Origin of the sequence: Methylobacterium bullatum (assembly GCF_014845095.1) — a bacterium.
Taxonomy (GTDB): domain Bacteria; phylum Pseudomonadota; class Alphaproteobacteria; order Rhizobiales; family Beijerinckiaceae; genus Methylobacterium; species Methylobacterium bullatum.
This window is the reverse complement of sequence record NZ_NKUG01000044.1, coordinates 16,983-32,124: the sequence shown is the minus strand read 5'-3', so window position 1 is coordinate 32,124 and position 15,142 is coordinate 16,983. Positions and strand designations below refer to the sequence as shown.

The window sequence follows — 15,142 nt, the reverse complement described above, 5'->3', positions numbered from 1 at the left end:
TTTCCCCTAGGACGGTCCCGTTTCCACCTATGATTCCGGAGGTCTCGAGGGTTGCCGATGGTGCCTCTCCGATGATCGCTTGCGCAGGGGATAATCTCGAGGCTGCGTTGTTTGTAGGCACGACGCCGATTTGTGCAGGTCTAGCCGACAGCGTCGAACGACAGGCGATGCTTGCCGTGCGCCTGTCGGGCTGGCATCACCCACCACAATGACTGACACGCAATCTTCCGCCATCCAGCCTTTCGGCACCTACGCGCCCCGAGGGCTGGTGGCGCGTATCACCGACCGCACCGTGACGCTCTCCGGCAAGAGTTGGGCGGGGCGGCGCATCGGCTTCTTTCTGCGCCGGCTGGCCATCACGATGCTGCATGGACGGCCCCTCGACGTGGAGCGGTTCGGCGCGCGCATGCGGCTGCACCCCTACAACAACAATTGCGAGAAGAAGGTGCTGTTTACCCCGCAATTCTTCGATCCCGACGAGCGGGCGCTGCTGGCCTCACGCCTGAAGCCGGGCTGCACCTTCCTCGATATCGGTGCGAATATCGGCGCCTACGCCCTCTTCGTCGCTGCTTTCGCCGGTCCGGGTGCTCGCATCCTCGCCGTCGAGCCGCAGCCCGACGTGTTCGACCGGTTGACCTACAACATCGCCCAGAACCCGTTCGGCACAGTGAAGGCGGTGGCCTGCGCAGTAGCCGACAAGGCCGGCGAACTGACGCTGTTCGTTGACCCGCGCAACCGTGGCGAATCGAGCCTGAAGATCGTCGGCACCAACGAGGGCGCGCAGATCCGCGTGCCGGCGGTCACCCTGCTTGGGCTCGCCCAGGGCGAGGGCATCACCCGCATCGACGCGATCAAGCTGGATGTGGAGGGTGCCGAGGATCTGATCCTGGAGCCGTTTTTCCGCGAGGCACCGGTCTCCCTGCACCCTCGTCTGCTCGTCATCGAGGATGGCACGGCGCAATGGCAGATCGACCTCGTCGGTCTGCTCGAGGCCCGAGGTTATCGGCAGATCGCCCGCACTCGGCTGAACCTGATCTTCGAGCGGGGTGGCGCCTGAGCCGCGATCGTCGGCCCGGACCCGACACCACTTCCGGAGCCCAGTGCCTTCGAGTCTCGAATAAAAATATGTCTCTGTCGCCCGAGTGTACGCCTGGTCGAAGTACACTCATGGCAACGAGCCGCGTCTGTCTGTCCCACGCATGCTCATGTCTTGGGGTGAGTTGCCGTTCAGGAACGACTAGATGATAAAACTTCCCTCCGTCAGGCTCGATGCTACGACATCGTGCAGAATTATTTTTTGCGACGCGTCTGCAATCCTGGCGAACGTGATCTCTGTATCCTGACCGTCGTTGATCGCCTTGATTTCAACGTCGCTGAAGCTTCTCGCGATGGACGTTATGAGCAGACGATCAGTATTCACTTCAAAGTTATATATATTGTCTCGCCCAAAATTTGCATTTTCATAGCCAAAGATGTTATCGCCTAAACCTGAAAAAAGCTTGTCGTTACCGGTTCCACCAATGATGATATCGCTGCCGTCACCGGACGAGATCCGATCGTTTCCCTGCGAACCATTGATAAGTGTACCAATCTCCGAAGTCGTTTGAGATACGATGGTTTGACCATGGGTCACCAACTCGAACGACGCATCACCACCGTTCCGAACGTAAGTTTTTTCGATATTCCTGAAGTTGCTGTCCGTAAGTTCGATTGCGCCTGTGACGATCAATGCGTCTTTCCCCGTGCCTCCGTTGACGATCACGGGACTATTGGCAACGACCAAGCGGTCATTTCCCCCGAGGCCGTAAAGAGAGTCGCTCCCTCCATTGCCGATCAAGGTATTGGCGGCGGCGCTGCCCGTAAGATCGTCTCCATGGGTGCTGCCATTGATCCTGGAGATACTGATCAAGACGTCGCCTTCGGCATCGCCACCTCGATTGACCCCCGTGTTCAGGTTGACGGTGACGCCCGCTGAGGAATTTTGGTAGCTCGCCGTGTCGGTTCCCAAGCTGCCGTTCAGGATGTCGGCGCCAGCGCCTCCTTCCAGCGCGTCGTTGCCGCGACGACCATTGAGCGTGTCGCCTCCGAGCCCGCCAAGAAGGCTGTCCGAGCCGGATCCGCCGGTCAGGACGTCGGCGAAATTTCCGCCCTCGAGTGTCGTTTTTCCAAGGCGGTCGGAAAAGTTGAAATCGTAGCCTCCCGAAAACGCCGTAGCATGGTGCGACAAGCGGTCTTCAGAAAAGTAGAACAATGTCGTCCCGTCTCCATCGCTATCGCGAATCACGAGCCGCTCATCGACTCCGACGGATCGGACAAAAATATCTGCTTCCGGATCGTCGTCATACCGTTGCGGAGGAAATACAGTGATGGAATCGTCATCATTGTAACCTGCACCTACCGTGAGTTTAATAGTTGGAATGGCGAATCATAGAATCTATCCAATAAGGATTTTGATCACTAGATTGAGCGTAACGGTCAAATTGGAGGTTGCAACTGAAAAACGAGGGGCGGTAAGTTTTTAAGGCAATCATCGTCGGAGCGGTTTATTTCCGTATCGAGGTGACGGCAATCGGTGATAGGGATTTGCAGGTTTGTTCACGTCGCTGCCGACAGTGCCCTCGAAAGAAAAGGTCCTGTTTGTCTTGCTATGATGGGGCGTTGGGGATGCTCAGAGCGGAGGTTCCGGTCCAACCCAACCCAGCGACCTGGTAGCCGGCCCTTGGCGGTGCAAGCCGCGAACCATCGGCGTCAAGCTATCGATGTGCCCCTCCTGCGTCGGATCATCCTGGCTGCGTCCGGGAACAATCGCGATAGGGGTGAGGGTGCCGAGCATTTGGTAGGTATGGCGGCCTTCCGGGACGACCGTCGGATCATCCTGACCGGACGGAGCCGGAACTTCGAACGGACGGTCGGCTGAGCACGCTCATCCATCCCATCGAACCACCTCATCCGGAGGTGCCCCGCGTATGTGGGCCTTGAGGAGCTCTTTCGTTCGCTCAGGTCCGGCTGGAGCCTTTCTCGACGGCGCTGCCGCGGCACCTGACGATGAGGTGGAGATTGGGGTGGTCGAAGACGTCATCGCCGCTCCCGCACCTCACGTCCCGGCCCACCGTCCGCTTCGCGGTGGGCCGCTGGGAACAGGCTTCCCCGGGGGGAAGCCTTCCACCGCTTAGAGCGGGATGTTGTCGTGCTTCTTCCAGGGCTGCTCCATCTCCTTAGTGCGGAGCATGCCGAGCGCCCGGGCGATGCGTTTACGCGTCGAGTGGGGCATGATCACCTCGTCGATATAGCCGCGCTCGGCCGCGACGAAGGGCGAGAGGAAACGGTCCTCGTATTCGCTGGTCCGTGCCGCGATCTTGTCGGTATCGCCGATCTCGCTTCGGAAAATGATCTCGACCGCGCCCTTGGCGCCCATCACCGCGATCTGCGCGGTCGGCCACGCGTAGTTGATGTCCGCACCCACGTGCTTGGAGGCCATCACGTCGTAGGCGCCGCCGAAGGCTTTGCGGGTGATGATCGTCACCAGCGGCACGGTGGCCTGGCTGTAAGCGAAGAGCAGCTTGGCGCCGTGCTTGATGAGGCCGCCGTATTCCTGGGCGGTGCCCGGAAGGAAGCCCGGCACGTCGACGAAGGTCACGATCGGGATCGAAAACGCGTCGCAGAAGCGCACGAAGCGCGCCGCTTTGCGGGAGGCGTCGGAATCGAGCACGCCGGCCAGCACCATCGGCTGGTTGGCGACGAAACCGACGGTGCGGCCCTCGATGCGGCCGAAGCCCGTCATGATGTTGCGGGCATAGGTTGCCTGGATCTCGAAGAAATCGCCCTCGTCGGCCACGCGCCGGATCAACTCGCCCATGTCGTAGGGCTTGTTCGGGTTGTCCGGGATCAGGGTGTCGAGGGACTTGTCGAGGCGTAGGGGGTCGTCGAAGCTCTCGATCTCCGGCACGCCGTCGATGTTGTTGGCGGGCAGGAAGTCGACGAGGCGGCGGACCTGGAGGAGCGCCTCCACGTCGTTCTCGAACGATCCGTCGGCGATGGAGGACTTGGTGGTGTGGACCTTGGCGCCGCCGAGTTCCTCGGCCGTGACCACTTCGTTGGTCACTGTCTTGACCACGTCGGGGCCGGTGACGAACATGTAGCTCGTGTCGCGGACCATGAAGATGAAGTCGGTCATGGCCGGCGAGTAGACGTCGCCGCCCGCGCAGGGGCCCATGATGACGGAGATCTGCGGAATGACGCCGGAGGCGGCGACGTTGCGGCGGAACACCTCGCCGTAGCCGCCCAAAGCCGCGACGCCTTCCTGGATGCGGGCGCCACCGGCATCGAAGATGCCGATGATTGGGGCCCGCATCTTCAGCGCCATGTCCTGGACCTTGACGATCTTCGCGGCATGCGTTTCCGAGAGCGAGCCGCCGAAGACGGTGAAGTCCTTCGAGAACAGGAAGACGGTGCGCCCGTTGATGGTGCCCCAGCCGGTCACCACGCCGTCACCGGGGATCTTCTGCTTCTCCATCCCGAAATCTGTGGAGCGGTGCTGCACGAACATGTCGAATTCCTCGAACGACCCATGGTCGAGGAGGAGCTCGATGCGCTCGCGCGCCGTCAGCTTGCCACGCTTGTGCTGGGCCACGACGCGGTTTTCGCCGCCGCCGAGGCGAGCCTGAGCGCGCCGCTCTTCGAGCTTCTCGAGAATATCCTTCATGCGCGGTGAGCCTTGAGATGGGTGCGAGGAATTGGCGCCATACCGCATGTTTGGGCACGGCTTGGCGGTTCAGAGTCAAAAGCGCCTTAGCACGGAGGGCAGGCAGCGAAAATGGATTTAACGGGCAAGCTTTGCCAACTCCGCCGCAGACTCGAATTCGGCCTTGCGCAGGACATGGCGCGCTTCCGCCTCGGCGTCGCTTCCCCAGACACTGGCCTGATAGGCCTCGTCCACATGTGCCGCCGCCCAGGATTCCTGCGGGGTCAGGCGTCCGTGCAGGGTGGCCAGCGCGATGAGGAGCGAGCCCGTGAGCGTGGTCATCGTGTGGAGAGCCGCCAGCCGGAACGGCCCTTCGACCGCTTCGATCGCGCCGCGCAAGGCGGTCACCGACGTCTCGGGTTGGGTGACGTGCATCACCCCCTCGCTGAGGATGAGGCGCGCATCAAAGGCCTCGTGTGCCCATTCGATCACCGGATCCCAGGCGCGAGCCTGATCGGCCACGAGGCGTTCCGGGTCGGCGGCGCGGTAGGCGACGAGATCCGTTCCGGCATAGGCCGAGAGGTCGTCGATCACCGCCTCGCGGCGGGGGGCGACGCCGTCGATGGCGGTGTTGGCGAGGCGCGTCAGCGGCATGGTCGACGGGTCGATGAACTCGACCTGCGCTGCCCATTCGGCGGCCACGGCCTCGGCCAGCGCCCGCGTCGGCAGGCGCAGCGGGTTGCGCGCCGGCGTGTTGGCGGACCGTCCATCGAGGGTCAGGCGAAACCCGCCTTCGTCGTCTGTGAGATCGGCCTCCGCGTAGAACCGCTTCGGCAGGGCGACACGCGTCTGCGCGCGCACGGCACGGTGTGGGTCGTGAACGGGAGGGGCATCGGAGGCGCCGAGCCAGCCGGCGGGATCGTCGTTGCTCATGGGGCGGGGTTCTAGCGCATCGCGCATCGGCCCGCGAGCGCTGAGCCGGGTTAGATCGCTGTTCCGGTACCGCGTCTAGTCGGACGCGAGGTCGCCGATGCTGGTGCCCGCGCCGGACTCGCGAAAACTTCCCGAGAACATATCCGCCAGCGCGGAGGCGGTTTCCACCACGGTCACCGCCCCGGCTCCGAGCAAGGCACCCGGCGGGTGATAACCCCACGCGACACCGATGGCGGCCGCGCCGGCACTGACCGCCATGTCCATGTCGTAGGTGGTGTCTCCGATCATCACCGTGGTCTCCGGCAATGCGCCAACCTCGGCCATCGCCTGATGCAGCATCGCCGGGTCGGGCTTCGATGGTGCGTCGTCCGCGGTCTGGATGGTGGCGAAGACCTTGCCCCAGCCATGACTTTCGATCAGACGGTCGACCCCGCGTCGGGATTTTCCCGTGGCGACCCCGAGCCGAAGGTCGTCGCGGGCGCGCAGGCGTTCGATCAGGTCGGCCATGCCGGGGAAGAGCGGTTCCTCATAGGCGGGATCGAGCCGTAGGGTGTTGAAGGCGCGCTTGTAGCTCTCGGACAGGCCCTCCACGGGCCCATCCTCGCCAACGAGGCGCCGGAAGGCCTGCGGCAGGGAGAGCCCGACGACGGAGAGGGCCACCGCACGCGCGGGCGCTTCGAGCCCGTGTTCGGCGAAGGCCATGCCTTGCGCGGCGACGATGAGGTGCTGGCTGTCGACGAGAGTCCCGTCGACGTCGAAGACGACGAGTTTCACGGGACCGTCCCGCGTGGCCGCATCACGGCTGGCGCCCCTGCGGCGATTGCTGGGCCGGAACCTGTCCGGGCTTCTGGCGCTCGTAGCCGAGCTTGCAGCGGATCAGGAAGCGACGTCGCACGCCGCCGCGCAGGCCGCGCGCATGCGACAACCGATTACAGCTGGCATAGGACCGTCGCCTGCGGTCGCCCGCCCGCACCTGCGATCCATGGCGGCCTACGGAGGGAGGCGGCGGTGCCTGATTCTGGGCCGCCGGAGCGGGAGCCGCTTTTGCCGCAGGACTCGGCGTATTCTGCTGTGGACCCGTCGCCTGCGCGACAGCCTCAGACGTCAGCGACGCTGATCCGAAGCACACGAACAGGCCGATCAGGGCGGTGCTGGCCATGGTCGCGAACGTCATCGGCATGGGTTCTCGCTGCAACGACGGGTGAGGTCGACCACAAGGATAAGGCATGGCGCCCGATTGCCAAGGCGCATCCGCGGATCCTCCCCGCCGATGCGGCCAAAGCGGATCACGCCTCCGGCGCCTCGATGATGGGATCGTAGCGCGAGGCGTCGAAGCCCAGCAGGTTCCAGCTCTGCGCCATATGCGGCGGCAGCGGCGCCGTCACGTCCACCGGCTTCAGCGTGCGCGGATGCGGGATGACGATGCGGCGTGCCAGCAGGTGCAAGCGGTTCTGGATACCTCCCGGCAAGGCCCAGTTCTCGACGCTGAAATATTTCGGATCCCCGACGATGGGATGGCCGATATGCGCGGCATGGGCGCGGAGCTGATGCGTGCGCCCGGTCACGGGCTTCAACGAAAGCCAGGACAGCTTCTGCGCCGCATTGTCGACCATCGCGTAATAGGTGAGCGCGTGGGCGGCGCCGTCGTCGCCGTGCTGGGCTACCCGCATCCGGGCGTCGCCGTCGGGAGCTTCCTCCTTGGCGAGGTAGGTCGAGATCCGGCCCTGAGGCACGCGCGGGACACCGGCGGTGAGCGCCCAGTAGACCTTGCGGGCGGACCGCGATCGGAAGCTCTTGGCGAGGGTCGCCGCCGCCAGGCGTGTCTTGGCGACGATGAGGCAACCGGCGGTGTCCTTGTCGAGGCGGTGGACGAGGCGCGGCTTCTGCCCGTCCGGCCCGGTCAGGGCCTCCAGCAGCCCGTCCACGTGGCGCACGGTGCCGGAGCCGCCCTGGACCGCGAGGCCGAAGGGCTTGTTCAGCACCATCATATCCGCATCCTCGTAGAGGATGAGCGAGCGCAGGAAGTCGGCGTCGGTGGCGTCACGCGCGACACTGCGCGGCCGTTCCGCCACCGGGTCGAGCTTGAGGGGCGGCACGCGCACGCTCATGCCCGGCAGGAGGCGGTCGTTCGGCTTGGCGCGCTTGCCGTCAACCCGCAGCTCGCCCTTGCGGACGATGCTCTGGACACGGGTGAAGGGCAGTTGCGGAAAACGCGTGGTCAGGAAGCGGTCGATCCGCATCTCAGCCTCGTCCTCCTCGACGATCAGCGTCTGCACGCCGGAGGCGAGGGTCGCGGAGGCGGCCGCGCGCTGCTCGCGCCGGGTCGGTCCCTCGACCGCCGGTTCCGGGGGCTTGGCGCCGGTACGGCGCGGACGCGGCGTGTCGAAGGCTTTCGCCGCGACCTCGTTACGGGGCGACCGCGTCCGAGGAGCGCGGGGAACCGAGGCTTCGTCGTCGTCCGGCGTCTCAGGGGCATCGCCGGGCCGCCAGGGCGCGCGCTTGTCGGCCTCGCCGCGCAACTGCGCCGCGCGATGGGCGGCGTCGAGGGCGCTCGTGCGCGGGCCGGTGCCTTCGCGGTCGGGCCTGCGGAACGCGCCGGGCTTGCCGGGACGGTAGGGCTTGCCGCCGCTGCCGGGCGGCCGGCCCTTGCCGGCGCCGGAACCTTTGCGTCCGGCATTGCCGCGTGATGGTGGTCTGGTGGTCATCGAGTGCTCGTAACACCCTCGCCTCTCTCGGCAAAGCGCTTCGAGAACGGGGCGCTGCATGAACCGGAGGTCAGGCCGCGCGGCGACCCGCCTCAATCGTGAGGCCCGTCCCGACGGAGCCGAACGTGTCGCCGTCGACGACGCGGGCGTTCGGCACGCCCGCCACCAAAGCGGCGCGGACATGCGGCAGACCCGTCGACCCGCCGGTGAGGAACAGGGCGTCGATGCCCTCCGCCGGCAATCCCGCCTGGTTCAGGCAACGACCGATTCTTTCGGCGATGCGCCGCGAGAGCTCCTCCGTCTGAGCCACGAGGCCGGCATGGTCGAGAGTGGCGGCGAGGCCTGGCTCGACCCAGCCGAGGGCCACGCCGCCCTGGCCCGCATCCGAGGCTGCGATCTTGGCGCCCTCCACCTCCATCGCGAGGGAATGCCCGCGCTCGGCCTCCACGACGGCGTAGAGCCGAGCGATCAGGTCCGGCCGGCGCGCGTCGCGGCGGACTTCCTCGATCTCGCGCAAAGTCTTGGCGTTGTAGAGCCGATTGATGCTCGACCAGGTGGCGAGATCGTGGAAATAGCCGCTCGGCACGTCGAGATCGCCCCGGTTCATCGGGCTGCCGAGGCCAAACAGCGGCATCACCGTGCCAAGGCTGAGACGCCGGTCGAAGTCGGTGCCGCCGATGCGCACGCCGTCATTGGCGAGGATGTCGCCGGACCGGTCGACCTTGGCATGGCGCTCGGGGGAGAGCCGCACGATGGAGAAGTCCGACGTGCCGCCGCCGATATCGGCGATGAGCGCGATCTCCTCCCCCGTCACCTGCTGCTCGTAATCGAGCGCCGCCGCGATGGGCTCGTATTGGAACGAGACGTGGCGGAAGCCGATGCTCCGGGCGATCTCGCGCAGGGCATCCTCGGCACGGGCGTCGCCCTCCGGGTCGCCATCGACGAAATGGACCGGGCGGCCGTGGACCACTGTGTCGATGGCCGTTCCGGCCTGCGCCTCGGCCCGCGTCTTCACGGCGGAGAGATAACGGGCGATGACGTCGCGGAAGCGGATGCGCTCACGCCCCACCGGCGTCGTCTCCTCGAGCAGGGAGGAACCCAGCACCGATTTGAGGCTGCGCATCAGCCGGCCCGGCGTGCCCTCGACATACTCCGCCATGGCTGCGCGGCCGACGAGGGGCGTCCCCCCCGGTGGAAAAAAGATCGCGCTGGGAATCGTGACGTGGTCGCCCTCCAGCCGCAGCAGGGCCGGCCCTCGCTCGGTGACGAGGCCGAGCGTGGTGTTGGACGTGCCGAAATCGAGGCCACAGGCCGCCATGTAGGATCTCCGGACGGTCTGTCCGCTGGAAAGGGGGGGCCGCCGACCTACAGGCTGCGCTCCGCCGGGTCCACCGGTCTCAACGACCGAAATCGCCGGCCCGGCTCGCCTTCAACGCAGGGCTCCCACCGGTGAGCCGGCGCTTGAGCCGCACGATCGCTTCGCGCTGCAGCTCGCTCGCGGCGGAATGGGCGCTGGCGACTTGCGAGAGCATGTCGATGAAGTGCAGGCGCTCGGCCTCGGTCAGGTTGTCCCGCAGCAGGGGCAGCAATTCGTCGGCCACCAGCGAGAACGGCCGCCGGGCCTCGGTATAGGTCCAGGCTCGCTCGAACGTGGCTGAGATCGAATCGATCTGGAGCGGAGAATCCATGAATTCCAGAATCTTGGTCTTCTCGGCGGCGGTGACGGGGCTGCCCGTGCGCACCAGCTGGATCATGAGGATCACCGCAGCGAGCCTGACGTCCCGCACTCGCTTCAGCGGCGTGCCGATGATCTCCTCCAGGGTCGACTTTGCCCGGCGCTGAAGTCCCTTCGTGTCGCGATTGACCTCCCTCAGCGCCGTCGCGGTGCCATGTGCGCGGATGATCCAGAACAGCACGGCACCCACGATCCCGATCACTGCGACGATGACGACCATGTAAACGCGCCTTTCCCCGGAGCCGGGCCGGTCGGATGGTTGAATCGGCCATGAGCATAGCGCCCTGGCTGCAGCGGCAAACCCCGAGGGACGTCCGACCCCGCGAAGGATCGCCACGCCGCAACCGATTCGCAACCAGCCGATGCGAGCGTTCAGCCTTCCCCGAGATAGCGGTGGCGCAGGTGGCGCATGTAATCCTCGGCACCCAGGGGCTTGCCGGTGGTGGTCACGAGCAGCTCGTCCGTCTCCAGGAAACTGCCGCGCTGGTGGACGTTCTCGCGCAGCCACCCGCGCAAGGCGGTGAAATCGCCTCGCGCCAGATCGGCGGGGATGCCGGGCAGACTTTCGCGGGCGGCGCGGAACAGCTGCGCCGCCGCCATAGCGCCGAGGGTGTAGGTCGGGAAATAGCCGAAGCTGCCGCCGGGCCAGTGGATATCCTGAAGGCAGCCGAGCCGGTCGCTCGGCACGACGATACCGAGCAAATCGCGCATGCCTTCGTCGAACGCGCCCGGCAGATCGGTGATGGCGAGGTCGCCGGAGATCATCGCCGTTTCGAGGTCGTAGCGCAGAAGGATGTGCGCCGGATACGTCACCTCGTCGGCATCGACCCGAATCAGGCCCGGCTCCACCCGCGTGTAGAGGCCGTGCAGGTTCTCCGCGTCCCAGGCGCTCCCCTCGCCTGCGAAAACATCGCGCAGACGAGGCGCGAGATAGGCACAGAACTCGGCGGAGCGGCAGGCTTGCATCTCGATCAGAAGCGACTGGCTCTCGTGCAGGCTCATCCCTCGGGCATTCCCCACGGGCTGGTGCAGCCACGCAGGCGGCCGGCCCTGCTCGTAGAGGGCGTGACCCGTCTCATGTAGGACGCCCATGAGAGCGCGGGTGGCGTCGGCCTCGTCGTAACGTGTGGTGATGCGCACGTCGTCGGTGGCCCCGCCGCAGAATGGGTGCAGGCTGATATCGAGGCGTCCGCGCTCGAAATCGAACCCGGCAGCGCGCATCAGCGCCAACCCCAGGGCCTTCTGCGCCTCCACCGGGAACGGTCCCGGCAATGGCATCGGCGCCGGCATCATCGCCTGTCGGTCGCGAATCGTCCCGATCAGGCCCGGGAGAATCGCGCGAAGCCTTGAGAAGAGCGGATCGATCACCGCCCGGCGCATGCCGGGATCGTAGCCGTCTAGGAGCGCGTCGTAGGGCGCGAGGCCCAGAGCGGCGCCCTTCGCCTCCCCGACCTCCCGTTGCAGGCGCAGGGTCTCGGCGAGATGAGGCGCCAGCATCGCGAAGTCGGATGTCGCCCGCGCTTCCCGCCAGACCATCTCGGAGCGGGACGACGCCTTGGAACTCACGGCGACGAGATCGCCCGGCACGGCCGAGGCATGAAGATAGGCGCGGCGCATCTCACGCAGGTTGGCCCGCTCCCAGGCACCAAGGCCGGCCTCGTCGTCCGAGGCCTGTGCGATCAGGTCACCGGTCTCGGCGGCGGTGAGGATCTCGTGGGCAATGACCCGCAACTGGGCGAGCTGCTCGGCCCGGCCTTCCGCCGCGCCCTTGGGCATCAGCGTCTGGGCGTCCCAACCGAGGATGCCTGCGGCGTCCTCGACGGCGCCGATGCGGGCAAAGCGGGTGGCGAGGCTACGATAGGCGCGCATGGTCGTGGGTGGCCTTCTGCATGACTGAGCGCCGCCCTATCACGGGATTTAGGAGCGGACGAAGAGATCAGCGCTCCTCGGCGCGGCGTTGCTTCCTCAAGGCGTCCCAATGGTCGAGGCGGTCGCCGTAGCGGGTTTCCATGCCCCGGTCGGTGGGCTCGTAGAAACGCTGCCGGCCGAGCGCTTCGGGCCAGTAATCCTGGCCCGAGAACGCATCCGGCTCGTCGTGATCGTAGCGGTAGCCCTCGCCGTAGCCGATCTTGCGCATGAGCTTGGTCGAGCCGTTGAGGATGGTCCGGGGCGGCGGCAGCGAGCCGTGCTCCTTGGCCACCCGCGTCGCGGCCTTGTAGGCATTGTAGACCGCGTTCGATTTCGGCGCGCAGGCGAGATAGACGGTGACCTGTGCCAGTGCGAGCTCACCCTCCGGCGAGCCGAGGAAGTCGAACGCATCCTTGGCGGCGGTGGCAACGACCAGGGCCTGCGGGTCGGCGAGCCCGATATCCTCCACCGCCATGCGCACGAGGCGACGGGCGATGAACAGTCGGTCCTCCCCGCCGTCGAGCATGCGGCAGAGATAATAGAGCGCCGCATCGGGGTCGGAACCGCGCACCGTCTTATGCAGGGCACTGATGAGGTTGTAGTGGCCTTCCTGGCTCTTGTCGTAGATCGGCGCCCGGCGCTGGACGATGTCCTGCAGGGTCGCGGCATCGAAGATCTCGTCGCGCTTGGCCGAGCGCCAGACCTCTTCCGCCAGGGTCAGGCAGGCGCGCCCATCGCCATCTGCCATGCGGACGAGGACGCCGCGCGCTTCTTCGTCGAGAGGCAGCGGCCGTTCGGTCAACGCCTCGGCGCGAACCAGGAGCTTGGCGATGGCCGCATCGTCGAGGGAGCGGAACAGCAGGACGCGGGCGCGCGAGAGCAGCGCGGCATTGAGCTCGAAGGACGGGTTTTCGGTGGTGGCGCCGACGAGCGTCACGGTTCCATCTTCCATGACGGGGAGGAAAGCGTCGAGCTGCGCCCGGTTGAAGCGGTGGATCTCGTCCACGAAAAGCAGCGTCCCCTGCCCCATCGTCCTGCGCTGGCGCGCCGCTTCGAAGACCTTCTTCAGGTCGGCGATACCGGAGAAGATCGCCGAGATCTGCTCGAACTTGAGATCGGTCTCGTGGGCCAGGAGACGCGCCACCGTGGTCTTGCCGGTGCCCGGTGGCCCCCAGAACACGAGCGAGCCGAAGGATTTTCCGCTGAGGAGCCGGGTCAGGGAGCCGTCCGGCCCGGTCAGGTGCTCCTGTCCTACCACCTCGGCGAGGGAGCGCGGGCGCAGTCGGTCGGCAAGCGGGCGCGGCGCGTCGTTCTGCAGGCCGGCGGAAGCGAAGAGATCGGACATCGACGCATAGAAGACGTGGCCTGCGTCATCCCGCAATCCGCAAATGGCTCCGTCCCCGCGTTTCGGCGGATCTACCCCGGTGCAGCGGGTGCTCCTTGCCGTGGTCGAAGAGTGTCCCGCCCGCCCCGTGGATGATGCATCTGGGCGGCCTCTTGGCTCCCCATGAGAACAGGATGAACAGGGTTTGGTCGAAGGTCAGTCGTGGCCATGCGACAGCATTATTGTCGTCTCCGTCCGCCCTGAGTTCGGCATGAGCCAAGCCGGGACCTGAGCCGCCTGGCTCTCCCGCAAGCGTATCCGGACGGGTGGCCCCGGATGCCGGCCGCGTGAACCGACGTCAGACTCTACCCACCAAACACCGACGTCAGCACGGCGCCGCCCCGATTGATCGCGATCTCCCACATGCCCGAGCTTGACCGGGTCAGGCGCTCGAGGTCCTTGGTGGTGGTCACCGGGACGCCATTGATGGCGACGATCACGTCGCCGATCTGGAGGCCGGCGCGGGCTGCCATGGACCCTTCGTCGATGGACGAGACCGCGACGCCTTCGCTGGCGAAGTCCTTCTGCAACTCCTCGGCCACGGCCGGCGAGGTATTGACTAGGGTGGCCCCGAAGAAGGGCGAGCGCGTGCGCACCTTCACCGCGTCGCGCGGCCGCGTCTCGGGGGCCGAGGCGAGCTTGACCGAGACGGTGGAGCGGGTGGTGCCGCGTAGGATGCCGAACTTAGCGGTGCCGCTGATGCCTTTGAGGGCGAAGCGGTAGCCGAAGGCTTCCGGATCGTCGACGACCTTGTCGTCCACCGTGAGGATCAGGTCGCCGCGTTTCAGGCCGGCCTCTTCGGCCGGGCTCTTCGGCTGCAGGCTCGCAACCAGGACCCCGGTCGGATGGTCGAGGCCCATGCTCTCGGCGATGTCGGGCGTGACGTTCTGCACCCGCGCCCCGAGCCAGGGGCGACGCACGGTGGTGGCACCACCCTTGGCCGTCTCGACCACGGCGCGGACCATGCTGGTGGGAATGGCGAAGCCGATGCCGTGACTTCCCCCCGATTGCGAATAGATCGCCGTGTTGATGCCGACGAGCCGACCCTTGAGATCGACGAGTGCACCGCCGGAATTTCCCGGATTGATCGCGGCATCGGTCTGGATGAAGAACTGATAGTCGGATGAACCGACCTGGGTGCGCGCCAGGGCCGAGACGATGCCCTGCGTCACCGTCTGGCCGACCCCGAACGGGTTGCCGATGGCCATGACGAAGTCGCCGACCTCGAGAGCTTCCGAATCGCCCATGGGCATCGGTACGAGCCCGCCGACGGGGCTCTTGATCTTGATCACGGCGAGATCGGTGCGCGGATCGCGCAGGACGATGCTCGCTTCGAACTCCCGCCGATCTGAGAGCGAGATACGAACTTCGTTCATGTTGTCGATGACGTGGTTGTTGGTGATGACGAGGCCGGACTCATCGACGATGACGCCGGAGCCGAGCGACTTCTGCGCCCGCTCGCCCGGCATGCCCTGGCCGCGGCCCGAGCCCTGCTCACCGAAGAACCGGCGCATGAATTCGTCCATGGCGCTGCGGGATGTGCCGCGCTGCTCCACATGCGAGGCGTAGACGTTCACCACCGAGGGTGCCGCCCGCTTCACCACCGGCGCGAAGGAGAGATCGACCTCGCCCTTCGAACTCGGCACGGCCTTGGCCGGTGCATGCGCCTCCGGTGTCTTCATCATCTGCGCCTGGGCACTAGGCGAGACGGCGATGGTCGCCGTGACGAGGCAGGCGAGCAGCGGCCGATGAAACATCGCGATCTCCCGGATGGCAGGCGGCGGAGCCGCTGCAGA

12 protein-coding genes are annotated in these 15,142 nt (G+C 66.1%); 1 reads left to right on the top strand and 11 read right to left on the bottom strand.

Going from position 1 to position 15,142, the window contains the following annotated elements; all coding sequences use genetic code 11:
- Nucleotides 1-208 precede the first annotated feature (208 nt).
- Nucleotides 209-1,057 (top strand): FkbM family methyltransferase, encoded by an 849-nt coding sequence (locus MBTS_RS06505; protein ID WP_192215283.1) that lies wholly within the window; start codon nt 209-211, stop codon nt 1,055-1,057.
- A gap of 180 nt (nt 1,058-1,237) precedes the next feature.
- Here the strand turns inward: MBTS_RS06505 and MBTS_RS06500 are convergent, their stop codons facing one another.
- From MBTS_RS06500 to MBTS_RS06450, 11 genes are all read right to left on the bottom strand, one after another.
- The gene (locus MBTS_RS06500) at nt 1,238-2,284 is read right to left on the bottom strand and encodes a calcium-binding protein (protein ID WP_192215282.1); all 1,047 of its coding nucleotides are present in this window, start codon (nt 2,282-2,284) and stop codon (nt 1,238-1,240) included.
- An 885-nt stretch (nt 2,285-3,169) separates the two neighbouring features.
- A complete protein-coding gene (locus MBTS_RS06495; RefSeq protein WP_018044502.1) occupies nt 3,170-4,702 on the bottom strand; it encodes an acyl-CoA carboxylase subunit beta in 1,533 nt (510 codons plus the stop codon).
- A gap of 117 nt (nt 4,703-4,819) precedes the next feature.
- Complete coding sequence (locus MBTS_RS06490; protein ID WP_147832528.1) at nt 4,820-5,614, bottom strand: ATP12 family chaperone protein; 795 nt, start codon at nt 5,612-5,614, stop codon at nt 4,820-4,822.
- A 75-nt stretch (nt 5,615-5,689) separates the two neighbouring features.
- Nucleotides 5,690-6,388, bottom strand: coding sequence for an HAD-IA family hydrolase (locus MBTS_RS06485; RefSeq protein ID WP_147832529.1), 699 nt, complete (start codon nt 6,386-6,388; stop codon nt 5,690-5,692).
- A gap of 22 nt (nt 6,389-6,410) precedes the next feature.
- The gene (locus MBTS_RS06480) at nt 6,411-6,794 is read right to left on the bottom strand and encodes a hypothetical protein (RefSeq protein ID WP_147832530.1); all 384 of its coding nucleotides are present in this window, start codon (nt 6,792-6,794) and stop codon (nt 6,411-6,413) included.
- 106 nt (nt 6,795-6,900) lie between these two features.
- The gene (locus MBTS_RS06475) at nt 6,901-8,319 is read right to left on the bottom strand and encodes an RluA family pseudouridine synthase (protein WP_192215281.1); all 1,419 of its coding nucleotides are present in this window, start codon (nt 8,317-8,319) and stop codon (nt 6,901-6,903) included.
- Nucleotides 8,320-8,389: 70 nt separating this feature from the next.
- Nucleotides 8,390-9,637 (bottom strand): Hsp70 family protein, encoded by a 1,248-nt coding sequence (locus MBTS_RS06470; protein ID WP_147832733.1) that lies wholly within the window; start codon nt 9,635-9,637, stop codon nt 8,390-8,392.
- A gap of 79 nt (nt 9,638-9,716) precedes the next feature.
- Complete coding sequence (locus MBTS_RS06465; protein WP_018044508.1) at nt 9,717-10,274, bottom strand: tellurite resistance TerB family protein; 558 nt, start codon at nt 10,272-10,274, stop codon at nt 9,717-9,719.
- 152 nt (nt 10,275-10,426) lie between these two features.
- The gene (locus tag MBTS_RS06460; RefSeq protein WP_147832734.1) at nt 10,427-11,923 is read right to left on the bottom strand and encodes a carboxypeptidase M32; all 1,497 of its coding nucleotides are present in this window, start codon (nt 11,921-11,923) and stop codon (nt 10,427-10,429) included.
- Nucleotides 11,924-11,990: 67 nt separating this feature from the next.
- The gene (locus MBTS_RS06455; protein ID WP_147832746.1) at nt 11,991-13,307 is read right to left on the bottom strand and encodes a replication-associated recombination protein A; all 1,317 of its coding nucleotides are present in this window, start codon (nt 13,305-13,307) and stop codon (nt 11,991-11,993) included.
- Between the two features lie 344 nt (nt 13,308-13,651).
- Nucleotides 13,652-15,103 (bottom strand): DegQ family serine endoprotease, encoded by a 1,452-nt coding sequence (locus tag MBTS_RS06450; protein ID WP_147832735.1) that lies wholly within the window; start codon nt 15,101-15,103, stop codon nt 13,652-13,654.
- Between the last annotated feature and the right edge of the window lie 39 nt (nt 15,104-15,142).

Coding starts and splice junctions, on each gene's coding strand:
- MBTS_RS06505 (WP_192215283.1), top strand. CDS start 209: ATGACTGACACGCAATCTTCCGCCATCCAGCCTTTCGGCACCTACGCG.
- MBTS_RS06495 (WP_018044502.1), bottom strand. CDS start 4,702: ATGAAGGATATTCTCGAGAAGCTCGAAGAGCGGCGCGCTCAGGCTCGC.
- MBTS_RS06490 (WP_147832528.1), bottom strand. CDS start 5,614: ATGAGCAACGACGATCCCGCCGGCTGGCTCGGCGCCTCCGATGCCCCT.
- MBTS_RS06480 (WP_147832530.1), bottom strand. CDS start 6,794: ATGCCGATGACGTTCGCGACCATGGCCAGCACCGCCCTGATCGGCCTG.
- MBTS_RS06475 (WP_192215281.1), bottom strand. CDS start 8,319: ATGACCACCAGACCACCATCACGCGGCAATGCCGGACGCAAAGGTTCC.
- MBTS_RS06470 (WP_147832733.1), bottom strand. CDS start 9,637: ATGGCGGCCTGTGGCCTCGATTTCGGCACGTCCAACACCACGCTCGGC.
- MBTS_RS06465 (WP_018044508.1), bottom strand. CDS start 10,274: ATGGTCGTCATCGTCGCAGTGATCGGGATCGTGGGTGCCGTGCTGTTC.
- MBTS_RS06460 (WP_147832734.1), bottom strand. CDS start 11,923: ATGCGCGCCTATCGTAGCCTCGCCACCCGCTTTGCCCGCATCGGCGCC.
- MBTS_RS06455 (WP_147832746.1), bottom strand. CDS start 13,307: ATGTCCGATCTCTTCGCTTCCGCCGGCCTGCAGAACGACGCGCCGCGC.
- MBTS_RS06450 (WP_147832735.1), bottom strand. CDS start 15,103: ATGTTTCATCGGCCGCTGCTCGCCTGCCTCGTCACGGCGACCATCGCC.